This window comes from Lichenicoccus sp., from assembly GCF_965277665.1.
GTDB lineage: Bacteria > Pseudomonadota > Alphaproteobacteria > Acetobacterales > Acetobacteraceae > Lichenicoccus.
In genome coordinates, this window is record NZ_OZ255835.1 from 4089833 (window position 1) to 4105180 (window position 15348).

At 68.1% G+C, this 15348-nt stretch carries 13 protein-coding genes; 5 read left to right on the plus strand and 8 right to left on the minus strand.

Features of this window, described 5'->3' with window-relative positions:
* Positions 1-179: 179 nt before the first annotated feature.
* A complete protein-coding gene (locus ACQY4O_RS19050; protein ID WP_428378021.1) occupies positions 180-1088 on the plus strand; it encodes a hypothetical protein in 909 nt (302 codons plus the stop codon).
* 131 nt (positions 1089-1219) lie between these two features.
* On the plus strand, positions 1220-2947 hold the full coding sequence (gene poxB / locus ACQY4O_RS19055) for a ubiquinone-dependent pyruvate dehydrogenase (RefSeq protein ID WP_428378022.1): 1728 nt from the start codon (positions 1220-1222) through the stop codon (positions 2945-2947).
* Positions 2948-3066: 119 nt separating this feature from the next.
* Here poxB and ACQY4O_RS19060 read toward each other — a convergent pair whose 3' ends face one another.
* The 6 genes from ACQY4O_RS19060 to urtA form a co-directional block, all read right to left on the minus strand.
* Positions 3067-4569, minus strand: a complete 1503-nt coding sequence (locus tag ACQY4O_RS19060) for an alpha-L-arabinofuranosidase B (protein ID WP_428378023.1) — start codon at positions 4567-4569, stop codon at positions 3067-3069.
* Positions 4570-4889: 320 nt separating this feature from the next.
* Positions 4890-5585, minus strand: coding sequence for an urea ABC transporter ATP-binding subunit UrtE (urtE, locus tag ACQY4O_RS19065; protein WP_428378024.1), 696 nt, complete (start codon positions 5583-5585; stop codon positions 4890-4892).
* An 11-nt stretch (positions 5586-5596) separates the two neighbouring features.
* A complete protein-coding gene (gene urtD / locus ACQY4O_RS19070) occupies positions 5597-6340 on the minus strand; it encodes an urea ABC transporter ATP-binding protein UrtD (RefSeq protein ID WP_428378025.1) in 744 nt (247 codons plus the stop codon).
* Positions 6337-7500: an urea ABC transporter permease subunit UrtC gene (urtC, locus tag ACQY4O_RS19075; RefSeq protein WP_428378026.1), complete on the minus strand. Its 1164-nt coding sequence runs from the start codon at positions 7498-7500 to the stop codon at positions 6337-6339. Before urtC ends, urtD begins: the two co-directional genes overlap by 4 nt.
* A complete protein-coding gene (urtB, locus tag ACQY4O_RS19080) occupies positions 7497-9125 on the minus strand; it encodes an urea ABC transporter permease subunit UrtB (protein ID WP_428378027.1) in 1629 nt (542 codons plus the stop codon). Before urtB ends, urtC begins: the two co-directional genes overlap by 4 nt.
* A complete protein-coding gene (gene urtA, locus ACQY4O_RS19085) occupies positions 9118-10452 on the minus strand; it encodes an urea ABC transporter substrate-binding protein (RefSeq protein WP_428378028.1) in 1335 nt (444 codons plus the stop codon). Before urtA ends, urtB begins: the two co-directional genes overlap by 8 nt.
* Positions 10453-10694: 242 nt before the next feature.
* Here urtA and ACQY4O_RS19090 point away from each other — a divergent pair, with 242 nt between their 5' ends.
* Both ACQY4O_RS19090 and glgP read left to right on the plus strand, forming a co-directional pair.
* A complete protein-coding gene (locus tag ACQY4O_RS19090; protein ID WP_428378029.1) occupies positions 10695-11021 on the plus strand; it encodes a hypothetical protein in 327 nt (108 codons plus the stop codon).
* Positions 11018-12748 carry an alpha-glucan family phosphorylase gene (gene glgP, locus ACQY4O_RS19095; RefSeq protein WP_428378030.1) on the plus strand — a complete coding sequence of 577 codons (1731 nt, stop codon included), beginning with the start codon at positions 11018-11020 and terminating at the stop codon, positions 12746-12748. Before ACQY4O_RS19090 ends, glgP begins: the two co-directional genes overlap by 4 nt.
* A gap of 218 nt (positions 12749-12966) precedes the next feature.
* On the opposite strand, the gene ACQY4O_RS19100 is transcribed toward glgP, so the two are convergent.
* On the minus strand, positions 12967-13794 hold the full coding sequence (locus tag ACQY4O_RS19100; protein WP_428378031.1) for a universal stress protein: 828 nt from the start codon (positions 13792-13794) through the stop codon (positions 12967-12969).
* Positions 13795-13941: 147 nt separating this feature from the next.
* Here ACQY4O_RS19100 and ACQY4O_RS19105 point away from each other — a divergent pair, with 147 nt between their 5' ends.
* Positions 13942-14820, plus strand: coding sequence for an SDR family NAD(P)-dependent oxidoreductase (locus ACQY4O_RS19105; RefSeq protein ID WP_428378032.1), 879 nt, complete (start codon positions 13942-13944; stop codon positions 14818-14820).
* Positions 14821-14840: 20 nt separating this feature from the next.
* On the opposite strand, the gene ACQY4O_RS19110 is transcribed toward ACQY4O_RS19105, so the two are convergent.
* Positions 14841-15284, minus strand: coding sequence for a hypothetical protein (locus ACQY4O_RS19110; RefSeq protein ID WP_428378033.1), 444 nt, complete (start codon positions 15282-15284; stop codon positions 14841-14843).
* Between the last annotated feature and the right edge of the window lie 64 nt (positions 15285-15348).

The window sequence follows — 15348 nt, forward strand, 5'->3', positions numbered from 1 at the left end:
GACTATGGCCATACGAGGCGAAGCTGTCATCCGGTTTGGCGCGGCGTCGGATCGCCCGAGCCGCACGATATAAAGACGTGAACCCCTTGGGCCGCGCGGAGTTGATCGGCAAACAGCTTGCGTCGCCGCGCGCGCGGGAATGCTATTGAGGCCGTGCTCTTGCATGGTGTGGTGTGACCATGTCGTATGCTGACCTGCTCGATCATCTTCATGAGGACGTTGCCGCGCCGCATCATCTTCGCGACGATCACGGCTCAGAGTTCCGCCGTTGCTTCAACCAGCGCAGCTTCCTGTTCGAGCACGATCTCGACCGCGAGCCCTTGCTGTCCCTGCCAAGCCTTGCGGCGCTCGCCGCCCGCCTGGAGCCCCAGGGCAGCTACTACTGGTCTAAGGACGCCGCCGCCATCGGCGACGGGTGGGACGCCGGCCGCGCCGCGCGTTGCGGGCTTGCCGAAGCGGTCGCCACGATCGAGCGGCAGAACTCGCTCATCATGCTGAAGAATGCGATCGACGATCCGCTGTTCGGTCCGCTGTTCCATGGCATCGTCGAGCAGATCCATGCGTTGTGCGGGATCGCCATGCGCGACGACGTTGTCGTGGCGCGCGCGACCATCCTGATCGCATCGCCGGGGCGATGGACCCCGTACCACGCCGATGCCGACAGCAACTTCCTGATGCAGATCGCCGGCGACAAGACGTTCGGCGTGTTCAGCCACACCGACCGCACGCTCGTGACCCACGGCGAGATCGAGCGACTGCTGTGCGGGGACCTCAACGGCGTCTGCTACAAGCCGGACCGTCGGCACGACGCGGCCGTGCATGACCTGCGTCCGGGCCATGGCATCCACGTCCCGACATTCGCGCCGCACTGGGCCAGGAACGGGAGCGACGTCTCCATTGCATTGAGCCTGAATTTCGACCTGAAATCCATCGGCCGCCTTGCATCCGTCTGCAGGGTCAACCGGCACATGCGCCGGCTCGGGCTGCGTCCGGCAGCCCCTGGGCTGCATCCCTGGCGCGACGAGGCCAAGGCCCTGGCCGCGAGCATGCGGCCCGGAAGGTTGCTGCGACAGCCGCGAGGACGCTAGGCTTACAAACTAGAGCATGAAGACGATGGTTGGGATCGCTCTGCGATGCCAACTAACTCATAAAGCTGCTCTATTTCACTCTCAAGCGGAGCATGATGCACGCATCATGCTCTAGCCGCAGGAGCCGATGCATGGCCAGGACCGTTGCCGACCAGATGGTCGAGACCTTCGTCGCGGCCGGGGTCGAGCGTATCTACGGCCTGGTCGGGGACAGCCTGAACGGCTTCACCGATGCCCTGCGGCGCCAGGCCGGGATCCAGTGGCTGCATGTCCGCCACGAGGAGGTGGCGGCGTTCGCCGCCGGTGCCGACGCTCACGTCAGCGGCGGCCTTGCGGTCTGTGCCGGAAGCTGCGGGCCCGGCAACCTGCACCTGATCAATGGCCTGTTCGACTGCCACCGCTCGCGGGTGCCGGTGGTGGCCATCGCGGCGCATATCCCGTCGCCCGAGATCGGTTCGGGCTATTTCCAGGAGACCCATCCGGAGCTCCTGTTCCGCGAATGCAGCCTCTATTGCGAGCTGGTCAGCAGCGCCGAGCAGCTGCCGCGCGTGCTGGAGATCGCCATCCGCCGCGCCACCGCCGAGCGTGGCGTCGCCGTGGTGGTGATCCCGGGCGACGTCACGCTGCGCCCCGCCGCCGAGGCGCCGGCGCCGCAGCCGGCCGGTCTGCTGCCCGCGCGTCCGACCGTCATCCCGCCGGACGCGGCACTCGATGCGCTGGCGGCGCTGCTCAATACCAGCCGCCGCGTCACCCTGCTGTGCGGCGGCGGCTGCGAGGGGGCGCACGCCGAACTGCTGCAACTCGCCGAAATCCTGCAGGCGCCGATCGTGCACGCGCTGCGCGGCAAGGAGCATGTCGAGTGGGAGAACCCGTTCGATGTCGGCATGACCGGGCTGATCGGCTTCTCGTCGGGCTACCACGCGATGGAGGCCTGCGATGCCTTGCTGATGCTGGGCACCGACTTTCCGTATCGCCAGTTCTACCCGAAGGCCGCCCGGATCGCGCAGATCGACCTGCGACCGGAGGCGATCGGCCGTCGCGCGCCGGTCGAGATCGGCCTGGTCGGTGGGGTGATCCCGACACTGGCCCGGCTGCTGCCGCGGCTCGAGGTGAAGTCCGGCCGCGCGCATCTCGATGCGGCGCTCAGGCACTACAAGGAGGCCCGCCATGGCCTCGACGAACTGGCGAGCGGGCGTCCCGGCGGCCGGCTGCATCCGCAGCAGGTGACGGCAGCGGTCAGCCGGATCGCCGGCGACGATGCGATCTTCACCTGCGATGTCGGGCTGCCCACGGTCTGGGCGGCGCGCTACCTCGCCATGAACGGGCGGCGCCGGCTACTTGGGTCATTCTGGCACGGCTCTATGGCGAACGCGATGGCGCAGGCGATCGGCGCGCAGGCGGCCTCGCCCGGCCTTGAGGTGGTGTCGCTGTCCGGCGATGGCGGCTTCACCATGCTGATGGGCGACCTGCTGAGCCTGGTCCAGCTCAAGCTGCCGGTGCGCGTCGTGGTGTTCAACAACGGCTCGCTCGGCTTCATCGAGCTCGAGCAGAAATCGTCCGGCTTTCTCGATACCGGGACCGAGCTGGTCAATCCGGATTTTGCCGCGATGGCCGAGGCGGTCGGCATCAAGGGCGTGCGCATCACCGATCCTGCCGATGTCGACAGCAAGCTTGCGGAGGCGTTCGCGCATCCGGGACCCGTGCTGGTGGACGCCGTCGTCAACCGCATGGAGCTTGCGATGCCGCCGGTCATCACCGCCGAGATGGCGAAGGGGTTCAGCCTCTACATGCTCAAGGCGGTGCTGAACGGCCGCGTCGACGAGGTGGTCGAGCTGGCCCGCGGCAACCTGCGCCGGTAGAAGGCAAGGCCAGGGCGCTGCCCTGGACCCGCTGGGGCCGGAGGCCCCAGGCCCCAATTCCTGGCAACGGCACGCGGGCCTGACCGACCCGCGTGCCTTTTGCCGGCCCGGTCGCGTGATCAGGGCGAGAGCGGAGCCTTGACGGTCCAGGAGCTGTCGTTCGGGAAGCCGATCGTGGTGTCCCAGGCGTTGGTGCCGCCGTCTCCGGCGACGTAGACGTTGTAGTTGTAGTCCCGGATGAACTTGGTCGGGTAATTGAACGACTGGAACGACTTGCCGCTGCCATCGTTGCCTTTGACCGGGCAGAACGTGCCATCCTCCTCGAACTGCGACGTCCCGTCATAGGACTCGCGCATCAGCTGGAAGTTGTAGTGGCGGAGATAATCGCCCGGACGATTGCGCGCCTCGAAGGAGAGGCAGGTCGCATTGGCAAGGCCCGGACGAACGATCCAGGTTGCGTCGGCCGCCTCGGTGGCGTTGCCCGTCGCGACCGGCGCGATCACCGCCGCGGTCGAGGCACTCCCCTGGTGGCTCAGATAGTAGTCCTGGCAACAGGGCGACTGGGTCAGCAACGAGATCTCCGCATTCGACTTCAGGTTGCCAACGATGCCGGTCGCGCCGCCATAGCCGACGCTCACAATATTGGCCTGGACCTCGTTGTCGGTCGCGTCGGTCGGGAAGCCGGCGGTCATGACGCCTTCGAAGAACGAACCGATCGAGCCGTTGCTGTTGTCGCCACCCGTGCCGAGCACGATTGCGCCTTCCTGATGCATCGGTGAATAGCCGCCGCCGTTCACCACGGGCTCGCCGCCGCTGAAGGTCGTGCTGAGCAAGCCCTGCGTCGCGTCGCCTGCCTTGATGGCCATGGCGTTCTGGCCGTTGTTCTTGATCAGGGCGGTGACGAACGGGCTGGTGTTGCCGGTGTTGGCGGTGTCTTCCGACACGCCCTCGTTGGATGCGAACAGGCCGTTCTCCATGTCGGCCTGAACCCACGGGCCGGTGCCGTAGCATTTCGCGAACCAGCACTCGGTGCCGAAATTGATCGCGTCCATATGGCCGTTGCCATTGTCGTCGTTGTTCACCTCGGCGTTGCCGTAGTCAAAGCAGCAGGCGCCGTTCACGTGCGTGCCCGAGGTGACCATGTACATGCCTTCGGGTTGGCCGTTGGTCGCGACACCGATGGTCTTGTCGTTGCGATAGCCGACTCCGGCGAACACCAGCAATCCATAGACGGCGTGGCCGTCCACCACGACCGGTAGCGCATCGGCCCGAGCGCCGACATCCGCGTGGCCATTGCCGCCGCTGCCCTCCACCGTCAGGTCGTTGTGCAATGGCGACTGATCATAGATGCGCGTGATCATGCACACCGTGTTCTTGCAGAACGCATCCTGTGCGGCCGCATTCGCATAGCCGCCGGTGGTCAACAGCCCGATCTTCTTCACCTTGCTGTCCGAGAACCGGGCGACATCGTAGAGCGGCCCGTCATAGCTGGCGTAGAGCGCGCGCGTCGTGCTGTGGGCCGCGACGCAAGGCGTGCCCGTATTCCCGTAGATGTCGCACGGGCCGAGTGCTGCCGCATGGGCACTGCCGCCGTGCGTGGTGATCAGCCATGCAGCCAGCATCGCGAAGGCCGCGGTCAGCAGCCTCCTCCGGCACCCGAGCAAGGGGGCAGGCGCACGTCCCCGCGTCGCGCGGAGCACCTTCAGCTTCCACATAGTCCCTCTCCTTGTCGTTTCCTCGATGGCCGGCTTGGCGCCGATCTCATCCGCCCCCGACACCGCGCTGTCGCGACCGTGGCCGGAGGCGATGATATGTATGAGTAATGGACCATGATCCGGAAGCGTCCACGACCTGCCGCCGCATCATAAAATCGTGAACAAAGGAGGTCTGGACGTCGGACCGTCTGACCCATTTCGTGGGCGACGGGGCTCAGCGCGCGGGCTCAGATCGTAACGTGGCCGCGCAATGTCGCCTCGTCGAGCGTGTCGGACGCGCCCGCCATCACCACCTGGCCGCGGTCGAGCACGGTGATCTGCTGCGCCAGCGAGCGGGCGAAGTCGTAGTACTGCTCGACCAGCAATATCGCCATCTCTCCGCGACTGCGCAGCAAGGCGATGACGCGGCCGATATCCTTGATGATGCTGGGCTGGATGCCTTCGGTCGGCTCGTCCAGCACCAGCAGCCTGGGGCGTATCACCAGGGCGCGGCCGATGGCGAGCTGCTGCTGCTGGCCGCCGGACAGGTCGCCGCCGCGGCGCTTGAGCATGCTGCCCAGGATCGGGAACAGATCGAAGATCTCGTCGGGAATGCGGCGCTGCCGGCGCGGCAGCAGGCCGAAGCCGGTCTCGAGATTGTCCTTCACCGTGAGTAGCGGAAACACGTCGCGGCCCTGCGGCACCGACGCGATCCCCCGCCGCGCGCGCTCGTAGGCCGGCAGCCTGGTGATGTCGTCGCCGTTCCAGCGTATCGTGCCCCTGGTCACCGGATGCACGCCGGTCACCGCGCGCAGCAGGCTGGTCTTGCCGACGCCGTTGCGTCCGAGCAGGCAGGTGACGTCGCCGGCGCGCGCGTTGATCGAGACGCCGCGCAGCGCGATCGCGGCACCGTAATGCAGGTCTATGGTCTCGACATCGAGCATGGGTCCAATCCTTACCGGCCGAGATAGACCTCGATCACGCGGGGCTCGTTGCTGACCTCGTCCAGGCTGCCCTCGGCCAGCACGCTGCCCTCGTGCAGCACGGTGACGCCGACGCCCAGCGCCCGGACGAAATCCATGTCGTGCTCCACCACCACCACGCTGCGGGTACGGTTGATGTCGCGCAACAGGTCGGCGGTCTGGGCGGTCTCGGCGTCGGTCATGCCGGCGACCGGTTCGTCCACCAGCAGCAGCTCCGGCTCCTGCCCGAGCAGCATGCCGATCTCCAGCCACTGCTTCTGGCCGTGGCTAAGCGCGCCGGCCAGGCGATCCACATGCTGGCCGAGACGGGTGGTCTGCAGGATGCCGGAGATGCGGTCGCGTTCCTCGGCGGTCTCGCGCGCGAACAGCACGTTGAACGGGCGGCGATGGCCGGCGAGCGACAGCAGCAGGTTGTCGCGTACGCTGAGACGCTCGAACACGGTCGGTTTCTGGAACTTGCGGCCGATGCCCAGCCGCGCGATCGACGGCTCGTCGAGCCTGGTGAGATCGATCTTGTTGTGGAACAGCACGTCGCCCTTGTCCGGCCGGGTCTTGCCGGTGATGACGTCCATCATCGTGGTCTTGCCGGCGCCGTTCGGGCCGATGATGGCGCGCATCTCTCCCGGTGCGAGCAGCAGCGACAGCGCATTCAGGGCGCGGAACCCGTCGAAGCTGACTGAGACATTGTCGAGATAGAGCAGGCTCGGGACACTCATGCGCCGTCCTCCGGCACCCCGAGTTCGGGCGTCACCGGCGCCGGTTCGTCCATGACCCGGTCGGTATCCGGCGCACGACGCAGGCCCATCAGGCCGCGCGGCAAAAACAAGGTGGTCAGGATGAACAGGGCGCCCAGCGCATACAGCCAGAACTCGGGCAGCAGGCCGGTGAACAGCGTCTTGCCGAGATTGACCAGCACCGCGCCGATCACAGCGCCCGACAAGGTGCCGCGGCCACCGACGGCGACCCAGATCACCGCCTCGATCGAGTTGCCGGGCGCGAACTCGCCGGGATTGATGATGCCGACCTGGATCACGTAGAGCGCGCCGCCGAGGCCCGCGATGATCGCCGACAGCACCCAGACCAGCAGCTTGGCGTGTTCCGGCCGGTAGCCGAGGAAGCGCGTGCGGTTCTCGGCGTCGCGCACCGCGGTCAGCAGGCGCCCGTAGCGTCCGGCCAGCACCGCGCGGGTGAGCAGCAGGGAGCCCGCGACACTGAGCGCGGTGATCACCAGCAGCACCGCGCGCGTCAGTGGCGCGTGCAGGTCGGCGCCGAGGATGTCCTTGAAGTCGGTCAGCCCGTTATTGCCGCCGAAGCCCATGTCGTTGCGGAAGAATGCCAGCATCAGCGCATAGGTCAGCGCCTGCGTGATGATGGAAAGATACACGCCGGAGACACGCGAGCGGAAGGTGAGTGCGCCGAACCCGGCAGCGAGCAGGCCGGGCACGACCAGCGCCATCAGCAGGGCGAACGGAAAGACGCTGAAGCCGTACCAGTACCAGGGCAGGTGGGTCCAGGACAGGAACACCATGAAGTCCGGCAGGTCGGCATTGGCATAGACGCCACGGGTGCCGATCTCGCGCATCAGGTACATGCCCATCGCGTAGCCGCCGAGGGCAAAGAACGCGGCATGGCCGAGGGTCAGGATGCCGGCAAAGCCCCAGACGAGATCGACGGCCAGGGCAAGCAGGGCGTAGGACAGATATTTCGCGCTCAGCGACACCGCGAAGTCCGGCACGTGCAGCGGCGAGGCCAGCGGCACCAGGTTCAGCGCCGCCATCAGCAACGCGGCGGCGACCACGACGCAAGCGGTGACGATGGTTCCCGGCAGATAGGTCCCCAGGCTTGCCGGCAGGGTCAGGCGGGACTGCGCGGTCATGACTCGACGCCGCGCCCCTTGAGCGGGAACATGCCGCGCGGCCGTCTCTGGATGAACAGGATCAGCAGCACCAGCACCACGATCTTGCCGAGGACGGCGCCCGCCACCGGCTCGAGGATCTTGTTGGCGATGCCCAGGGTCGCGGCACCGGCGAGCGTCCCCCACAGATTGCCGACGCCGCCGAACACCACCACCATGAAGCTGTCGATGATGTAGCCCTGGCCGAGATTGGGGCTGACATTGTCGATCTGGCTGATCGCGACCCCGGCGAGGCCAGCGACCCCCGAACCCAGCCCGAAGGTGAGCGCATCCACGCGCGGCGTGCGTATGCCCATCAGTGCCGCCATGCGGCGGTTCTGCGTCACCGCGCGCATCTCGAGGCCGAGCGGCGTGCGGCGCAGCACCAGGCTGAGTGCGGCCATCACCAGGCCCGCGAAGATCATGATCGCGAGCCGGTTCAGCGTGATCACCAGCCCGCCCCAGTGCAGGGCCCCGGACAGCCAGCCGGGGGTGACGACGGCGATGTTTGTCGGACCGAACAGCGAGCGGACCGCCTGCTGCAGCACCAGGGACAGCCCCCAGGTGGCGAGCAGGGTCTCCAGCGGCCGGCCATACAGGAACCGGATCAGGCCGCGCTCGATGGCAACCCCGATGGCGCCGCAGACCAGGAACGCCGCCGGGATCGCGAGCAGGATGCTGACCGGTGCCAGCGCGGGGATGGCGGCGCTTACCGCCTGCTGCACCAGGTAGGTGGTGTAGGCGCCGATCATCATGACCTCGCCATGCGCCATGTTGATCACGCCCATGACGCCGAAGGTGATGGCCAGGCCCATGGCGGCCAGCAGCAGGACGGAGCCGAGGCTCAGGCCGTAGAACAGGTCCTGCGCGATGCTCCACAGCCGCAGCCGCAGGTCGATCGAGGACAGCGCCTGCGTCACCGCGGCCTGCACCGCGGCCGGCTGGTCGTGCAGGCCGGCCAGGATGGCGCGCGCCGGCAGGCCGCCGCTGGCGGCAAGCGTGCGTACGGCGTCGATCCGCGCCTGCACCGCGCCCGCATCTGTTGCCTGGACCGAACCTGACAGCAGTGCCGCCGCGCGCGCCTCGCGCAGCCGGTGCGCGACCGATGCGTCGGGTTCGTGCGCGAGTGCCCGGTCGAGCACCGGCAATGCGGACGGATCGTGCGCGTCGTAGGCGGCGCCGGCGGCCTGCAGGCGGGTCGCGGGATCAGGCGCCGACAACCCGAACAGCGCCAGCGCGCCGGCGACCGCCTCGCGTATGCGGTTGTTGACCCGGACCGGGCGGATCGCGGCCGGGTCGGGCTGTGCCGCGGCCCCGGTGCGCGCGTCGAGATAGGCGCTGCCGTCCCGGATATACAGCGCGCTGCCGGAGCGGGCCGCATACAGGTGACGCTCGCCGAGCGCCGTGATCACCGCCTGGGCGCGCGGCGCGCCGGAGGCGGCCAGGGTGGTGACCGAGGCCGCGACTGCGTTGAAGCTGGTCAGCGAGAGGCCGGCAAAGGCATCGGGCGCCTGCGCGGCGGCGGGAGCCCTGGTGACGGCGAACAGGCAGCAGGCCACAGCCAGCCCCGCCACTGCCCATCGCAGCCAGCCCGGCTTGTCAGGCATGACGCTGGCCGACACAGCTTTTTGCCACCGTGTTGTAGTTGCCGCACGAGATCGGCTTGCTCCAGTCGCCGATCAGGTTGCGTGTCTCGGCGACATACGGCGACCACGCCTGCGCCGCGATCGGGGCCGGGGAATTCCACACCACGTTGAACTGGCCGTCATCCTGGATCTCGCCGATGAACACCGGCTTGGTGAGGTGGTGGTTCGGCAGCAGGGTGGCGACGCTGCCGGTCAGGTTCGGCTGCTTGATGCCGATCATCGCATCGATGATGGTGTCATGGTCGACGGTCCTGGTCTTCTCTACCGCCTGCACCCACATGTTGAAGCCGATATAGTGTGCCTCCATCGGGTCGTTGGTGGTGCGCTTCGCATTCCCGGTGAATTTGTGCCAGGACTCGATGAACGCCTTGTTCTCGGGCGTATCGATGCTCTCGAAATAATTCCACGCGGCGAGCTGGCCGACCAGCGGTCGCGTATCCATGCCCGCGAGCTCCTCCTCGCCGACGCTGAATGCCACCACCGGAATGTCTGTCGCCTTGATGCCCTGGTTGCCGAGTTCCTTGTAGAACGGCACGTTGGCGTCGCCGTTGATGGTGGAGACCACCGCGGTCTTCTTGCCGCCGGAGCCGAAATTCTTGATGCCGGCGACGATGTTCTGCCAGTCGGACTGCCCGAACGGCGTATAGTTGATCATGATGTCCGCCGGCGCCACGCCCTTCGCGGCGAGGTAGGCCTGCAGGATCTGGTTGGTGGTGCGCGGATAGACATAGTCGGTGCCGGCCAGCACCCAGCGCTGCACTTTTTCCTCGCTCATCAGGTAATCGACGGCCGGGATTGCCTGCTGATTGGGCGCGGCCCCGGTGTAGAACACGTTGCGGCTGCATTCCTGGCCTTCGTACTGGACCGGGTAGAACAATATCCCGTTCAGCTCCTCGAACACCGGCAGCACGGACTTGCGCGAGACGCTGGTCCAGCAGCCGAATACCGCCGAAACCTTGTCGACGCTGAGCAGCTGGCGAGCCTTTTCCGCGAACAGCGGCCAGTTCGAGGCGGGATCGACCACCACCGGGACCAGCGGCCGGCCGAGCAGGCCGCCGCGGGCGTTCTGCTCGGCAATCAGCATCAGCATGACATCCTTCAGCGTGGTCTCGCTGATCGCCATCGTGCCCGACAGCGAGTGCAGGATGCCGACCTTGATCGGCTCGCCGGTCGGCGCCGCGACGGCCCCCCCGGCCTGCAGCAGCGGAGACATCAGGGCGGTCGAGCCGGCAGCCAGCCCGAGATGCGAGAAGCAGCGGCGGGTCAGGCCCGAAGGGTGGCGGATCATTGCTGGAGTTCCCCGATCGTGTTGGTTGGGTTCCTGCAACGGCCGTGCCAGCATCCTTTGCTGCCCAGGGCCGCGGCACCGAGCCGCAAGCCCCGCCCCTGCGGTCGCCGCCAGGTTTGCATATTCGCCACCGGACGCGCCTATGGTGGCGCGTCGAAACCTGATCCAGGTCAAGAGCTCTCAGGCGACCTCGCCTGACCATGACCGACCGGCGCGCGGCATGCGCAGGACACGCCGGCGCCATGCGGCAGGACCGCCTGGCGTGCACCGCACAGGAGACACGCATGGACGTCATCACCGCGGCCGAAGCCGATGGCCCGCGCACCGAAGGGCAGCTCGATCTCATGCAGGGCTGCTGGCGCGCGGCGAACTATCTCTCGGTCGGCCAGATCTACCTGCAGGACAACCCGCTGCTGCGCGAGACGCTGAGCAGCGCGCACATCAGGCCCAGGCTGCTCGGCCATTTCGGCACCACGCCGGGATTGAACTTCATCTATCCGCACCGCAACCGGGTCATCAAGGATGGCGGCCTCGACATCATGTTCATCGCCGGTCCGGTCCGGTCATGAACAACGCACCCGGGCCGGTCCGCCGCTCGCACGAGCTGGAACAGTATTTGCCGCGCACGCGCATCGCGTATCTCACCATGGAGATCGCGCTCGAGCCGGACATCCCGACCTATAGCGGCGGCCTGGGCATCCTGGCCGGCGACGCCGCGCGCAGCGCCGCCGATCTCGGGCTGCCGATGGTGTTCGTGACCCTGGCCAGCCGCGACGGCTACCTGCACCAGGATCTCGACGCGCAGGGCGGCCAGCTGGACAGTCCCGACCGATGGGACCCGGCGACGCGGGCGGTGGCGTTGCAGGCGATGGTCGCGGTCGAGATCGGCGGCCGCCAGGTGTGGATACGGCCCTGGCTCTACGTGCTGGAGCGTCCGCTGGGCCGCTCGGTGCCGGTGCTGCTGCTGGATACCGATCTCGCCGAGAACGATCCGGCCGATCGCGGCATCAGCGCGCGGCTGTACGGCGGCGACGCCGGGATGCGGCTGCGCCAGGAGATCGTGCTCGGGATCGGCGGCGAGATGATGCTCGCCGCGCTGGGCTTCGAGATCGCCACCTTCCATCTCAACGAAGGCCACGCCGCCTTGCTGCCGCTCGCCCTGCTGCGGCGCTACCCGCTGCGCCACGGACATGTGGAGGATGCGGTGCCGTACGACATCGAGCGCGTGGTGCAGCGCTGCGTGTTCACCACGCATACGCCGATCGCCGCCGGGCACGACCGCTTCGACTACGCGCTGGTGGCCGCCCTGCTCGGCGACTTCTTCGACCTGCCGGCGCTGCGTCACCTCGCCGGCGACGATGCGCTGAACATGACCAGGCTCGCGATCAATCTCAGCGGCTACATCAACGGGGTCGCCAAGCGGCACCAGCAGACCGCCCAGGCGATGTTCCCCGGCATCGCGATCCGCTCTGTCACCAACGGCGTACATCCAGAGACGTGGGTGCAGCCGGCGCTGGCAAGCCTCTATGCAACGCTCGATGCGCAATGGACCACCGAGCCGGAAGTGCTGGTGCGCGCGGACACGTTGCCGCCGGATGCCGTGCTCGCGGCGCACGCCGAGGCCAAGGCGCGGCTGCTGGATGCGGTGTATCGCGCGACCGGCCGCGCCCTGTCGCCCGACCTGCCGACCATCGTGTTCGCGCGCCGGATGACCGGCTACAAGCGCGCCGACCTGCTGCTCGCCGATCCCGAACGGCTGGTGCGGATCGCACGGCACGCGCCGTTCCAGGTGCTGTATGCCGGCAAGGCGCATCCGCAGGACGGCGAGGGCAGGGCGCTGATCGGCCGCATCCAGGAGGCCTCGCGGCGGCTCTCGCACGACCTGCCGATCGTGTTCGTGCCCGGCTACGACTTCGCCCTGGCCAAGCTCCTGGTCGCCGGCGCCGATGTCTGGCTGAACACGCCGCAGCCGCCGCTGGAAGCCTCGGGCACCAGCGGCATGAAGGCGGCGCTGAGCGGCGTGCCCAGCCTGAGCGTGCTCGACGGCTGGTGGCTGGAGGCCTGCATCGAGGGCGTGACCGGCTGGGCGATCGGCGATCCGGAGCAGCCGGCGACGCACGCGGCGATCCTGCTCGACAAGCTCGAGACCACCGTGCTGCCGCTGTTTGCCGACCGCGCCGCCTGGGCGCGGATCATGATGGGTGCGATCTCGAAATCCGGCGCGGTCTTCACCAGCCACCGCATGATGCGGCGGTATGCAGCCGAAGCCTACCTAAACGCTGAGCCCGTTCGATAATGCTACTACGGTGGTCATCCCCCGCTTTCCTTGGCGACGCGGCTGTCTGCGCTTCCGGTGCTCACGGCCATGAAGGCCGCTCCGCTCCGGTTCTCGACAGCCACGCCGGGCGGCGCCTCCGGCGCCTCTGACAGAACCGTAGCGCATTCTCGAACGGGCTCCCGGGGATTGGCTAGGCGCCGTATTTCCTGTTGCGCGACGCGGCTGCGGGGCTCGCCTCAGTGCGACAGCAGGACGCAGCGGTCGAGGTGCAGCAGCAGGTCGCGGGTGACGCCGCCCAGGACCCACTCGCGCAGCCGCCCGTGGCCGTAGGCGCCTGCCACCACGAGGTCTGCCGCCATCTCCTGCGCCACCGCGCGCAACTGGTTGGCATCCTCGCCGTGGGACGGCTGCACCGTCGCCTCGGCCTGGATGCCATGTGCGCGCATCCATCCGGCCACGTCGGCGACGCGACGGCGCGCGGATGCAGCGGCTTCCGTGGAGGCGATCTCGACGACAGCGACATCGGTCGCCAGCTTCAGCAGCGGCACGGCATCGAGCGTCGCCCGCCGCGCCTCCCGTGTGTCCTTCCAGGCGACCATGATCCGGTCAAGCGCCAGGGTCGGCGCTTCCCTCGGCGCCACCAGGACCGGCCGGCCAGCCTGCATGACCAGCGCGCCCAGATCGGGATCGCGTGTCTCGCGGATCGGGTGCGTGGCGGGCGCGCCGACGATGACGAGGTCGGCGTGGCGCGCCTGCGCCGCCAGATACTCCGCCGGCTTGATCGGGGTGATCTGCGAGCGCCACGCCGCCTCGCCCGCGAACGCGCCCGGCATGCCGCGGAATTCGGCCTCGGCATCTGCGATCTCGTGGAGCATCGCGACCCGGTCCTGCTCGATCAGGTCGCCCATGTAGCAGCTCTCGTTGTAGACGATCAGCATCGGCTGGCAGGCGGTGATGCCGATCAACCGGGCGCCGCAGCGTCCGGCAAGGTCGCCTGCGACCTGCAGCAGGGCGGCATTGGAGCGGCCGGGCTGCAGATGCACCATGAAGGTGGCGGAAGTCACGTCGGTTCTCCTGGTACGGTTCGCCAAAGCGAGACGATGTTACAGCCGTAACCGACGCGAAACCCGTGCGTTCTGCCGTCCTCGCCGGAAGAACCTACGCCAATCCCTGCTCTCCCGCCCGCAGCCCGGCCCACCTGGAGAAAAGCCATGATCGATCCGTCCGTCCCGTTTCGCCTGGCCGGCAAGGTCGCGGTTGTGACCGGCGCCGCGCGTGGCATCGGCCGCGCCGCTTCGGTGGCCCTGGCCCAGGCCGGCGCCGATGTGGTCGGCATCGACATTGCCGGGCCGGCCAGCGCGCATGTCGACTTCAATCCGGCGGATGCGGCGGAGCTCGCTGCAACCGGGGCACTGGTGGCGGCAGCCGGCCGGCGCTGGACCGCGATCACGCTCGACCAGCGGGACCTGCCGGCCCTGCGCGCCGCGGCTGCCGCCGTCCGGTCGGGCTTCGGTGGGCTGGACATCCTGTTCGCCAATGCCGGCATCCAGGCGTTCAAGCCGATCCTCGAGATGCAGGATCCGGACTGGCACGACCAGATCGACGTCAACCTCACCGGGACGATGAACGCGCTGCGCGCCTTCGCGCCGCTGCTGGTCGAGCGCGGCGGCGGCCGGATCATCGTGACCTCGTCGACCCAGGGCCAGCACGGCATGAAGAACGGCTCGGCCTACGCCGCCTCGAAATGGGGAATCATCGGCTTGATGAAATCGGCCGCGATGGAGTTCGGCGAGCACAAGATCACCGTCAACGCGCTGATCCCTGGCCTGATCGACACGCCGCTCACGCGGCACGAGGATCGCTACGCGCAGGCGATCCAGACGGCGGGCGGGCAGGCCAGCTCAGACGTGGCGAAGGACGAGGCGGCCGCCCGGACCTCGCTTGCGGCGAAGTCGCCGCTCGGCGTGCCGTGGATCGCGCCCGAGGACGTGGCTCCGATGGTGGTGTTCCTCGCCTCGGACGAGGCGAGGATGGTGAGCGGCGGCACCTATGCGGTCACCGCGGGCGACAGCGCGAATATCGGTGCCTGATCCGGTCCAGAGACCGGTCCTCAGCGCCCGGGCTTTGCCAGGTCGCGCATCGCGACGACCAGCCTGACGTGCGGCGCCAGCACGCGCTGCGGCAGCGCAGGCAGGTGGATACGGATGATTTCGAGCTTCTTCGAGTCGGGCAATTCGGCATAGGTCGGACGCGAGGCGGACGGCTCCGCCCCGGCCTCGTAGCTCCGCGCGATCGCGGCCGCGAGATCCGGCGGCACCGAAGCCAGCAGCGCCTTGTGCGCGGGGCTCAACGCCCGGTCGCGCAACGGGCCGGACAGGGTACGTGTTTCCGCCACCTTCGGTGTCTCGTACGGCTTGAGCCGGTCCAGCGGAAACTCGACCTCGACGCCGTTCTCCTGCATGACGTAGCCGGTGGCGCCGTCGATATCGACCAGCCTGCCCGCATGCGCGCCACTCAGATCCGAGACATGGTCGCCAATCGAGAGCCGGGTCATGCGCGGGTCCTCATGCTGGTCCTGGGGCGGCCCTGTCGGCGCCCTCCTGCCACCAGTACCACAT

Excerpts from the sequence above, each read along its gene's own strand:
- ACQY4O_RS19050 (WP_428378021.1), top strand. The coding sequence starts at position 180 with ATGTCGTATGCTGACCTGCTCGATCATCTTCATGAGGACGTTGCCGCG.
- poxB (WP_428378022.1), top strand. The coding sequence starts at position 1,220 with ATGGCCAGGACCGTTGCCGACCAGATGGTCGAGACCTTCGTCGCGGCC.
- ACQY4O_RS19060 (WP_428378023.1), bottom strand. The coding sequence starts at position 4,569 with ATGCTGGCTGCATGGCTGATCACCACGCACGGCGGCAGTGCCCATGCG.
- urtE (WP_428378024.1), bottom strand. The coding sequence starts at position 5,585 with ATGCTCGATGTCGAGACCATAGACCTGCATTACGGTGCCGCGATCGCG.
- urtD (WP_428378025.1), bottom strand. The coding sequence starts at position 6,340 with ATGAGTGTCCCGAGCCTGCTCTATCTCGACAATGTCTCAGTCAGCTTC.
- urtC (WP_428378026.1), bottom strand. The coding sequence starts at position 7,500 with ATGACCGCGCAGTCCCGCCTGACCCTGCCGGCAAGCCTGGGGACCTAT.
- urtB (WP_428378027.1), bottom strand. The coding sequence starts at position 9,125 with ATGCCTGACAAGCCGGGCTGGCTGCGATGGGCAGTGGCGGGGCTGGCT.
- urtA (WP_428378028.1), bottom strand. The coding sequence starts at position 10,452 with ATGATCCGCCACCCTTCGGGCCTGACCCGCCGCTGCTTCTCGCATCTC.
- ACQY4O_RS19090 (WP_428378029.1), top strand. The coding sequence starts at position 10,695 with ATGCGGCAGGACCGCCTGGCGTGCACCGCACAGGAGACACGCATGGAC.
- glgP (WP_428378030.1), top strand. The coding sequence starts at position 11,018 with ATGAACAACGCACCCGGGCCGGTCCGCCGCTCGCACGAGCTGGAACAG.
- ACQY4O_RS19105 (WP_428378032.1), top strand. The coding sequence starts at position 13,942 with ATGATCGATCCGTCCGTCCCGTTTCGCCTGGCCGGCAAGGTCGCGGTT.
- ACQY4O_RS19110 (WP_428378033.1), bottom strand. The coding sequence starts at position 15,284 with ATGACCCGGCTCTCGATTGGCGACCATGTCTCGGATCTGAGTGGCGCG.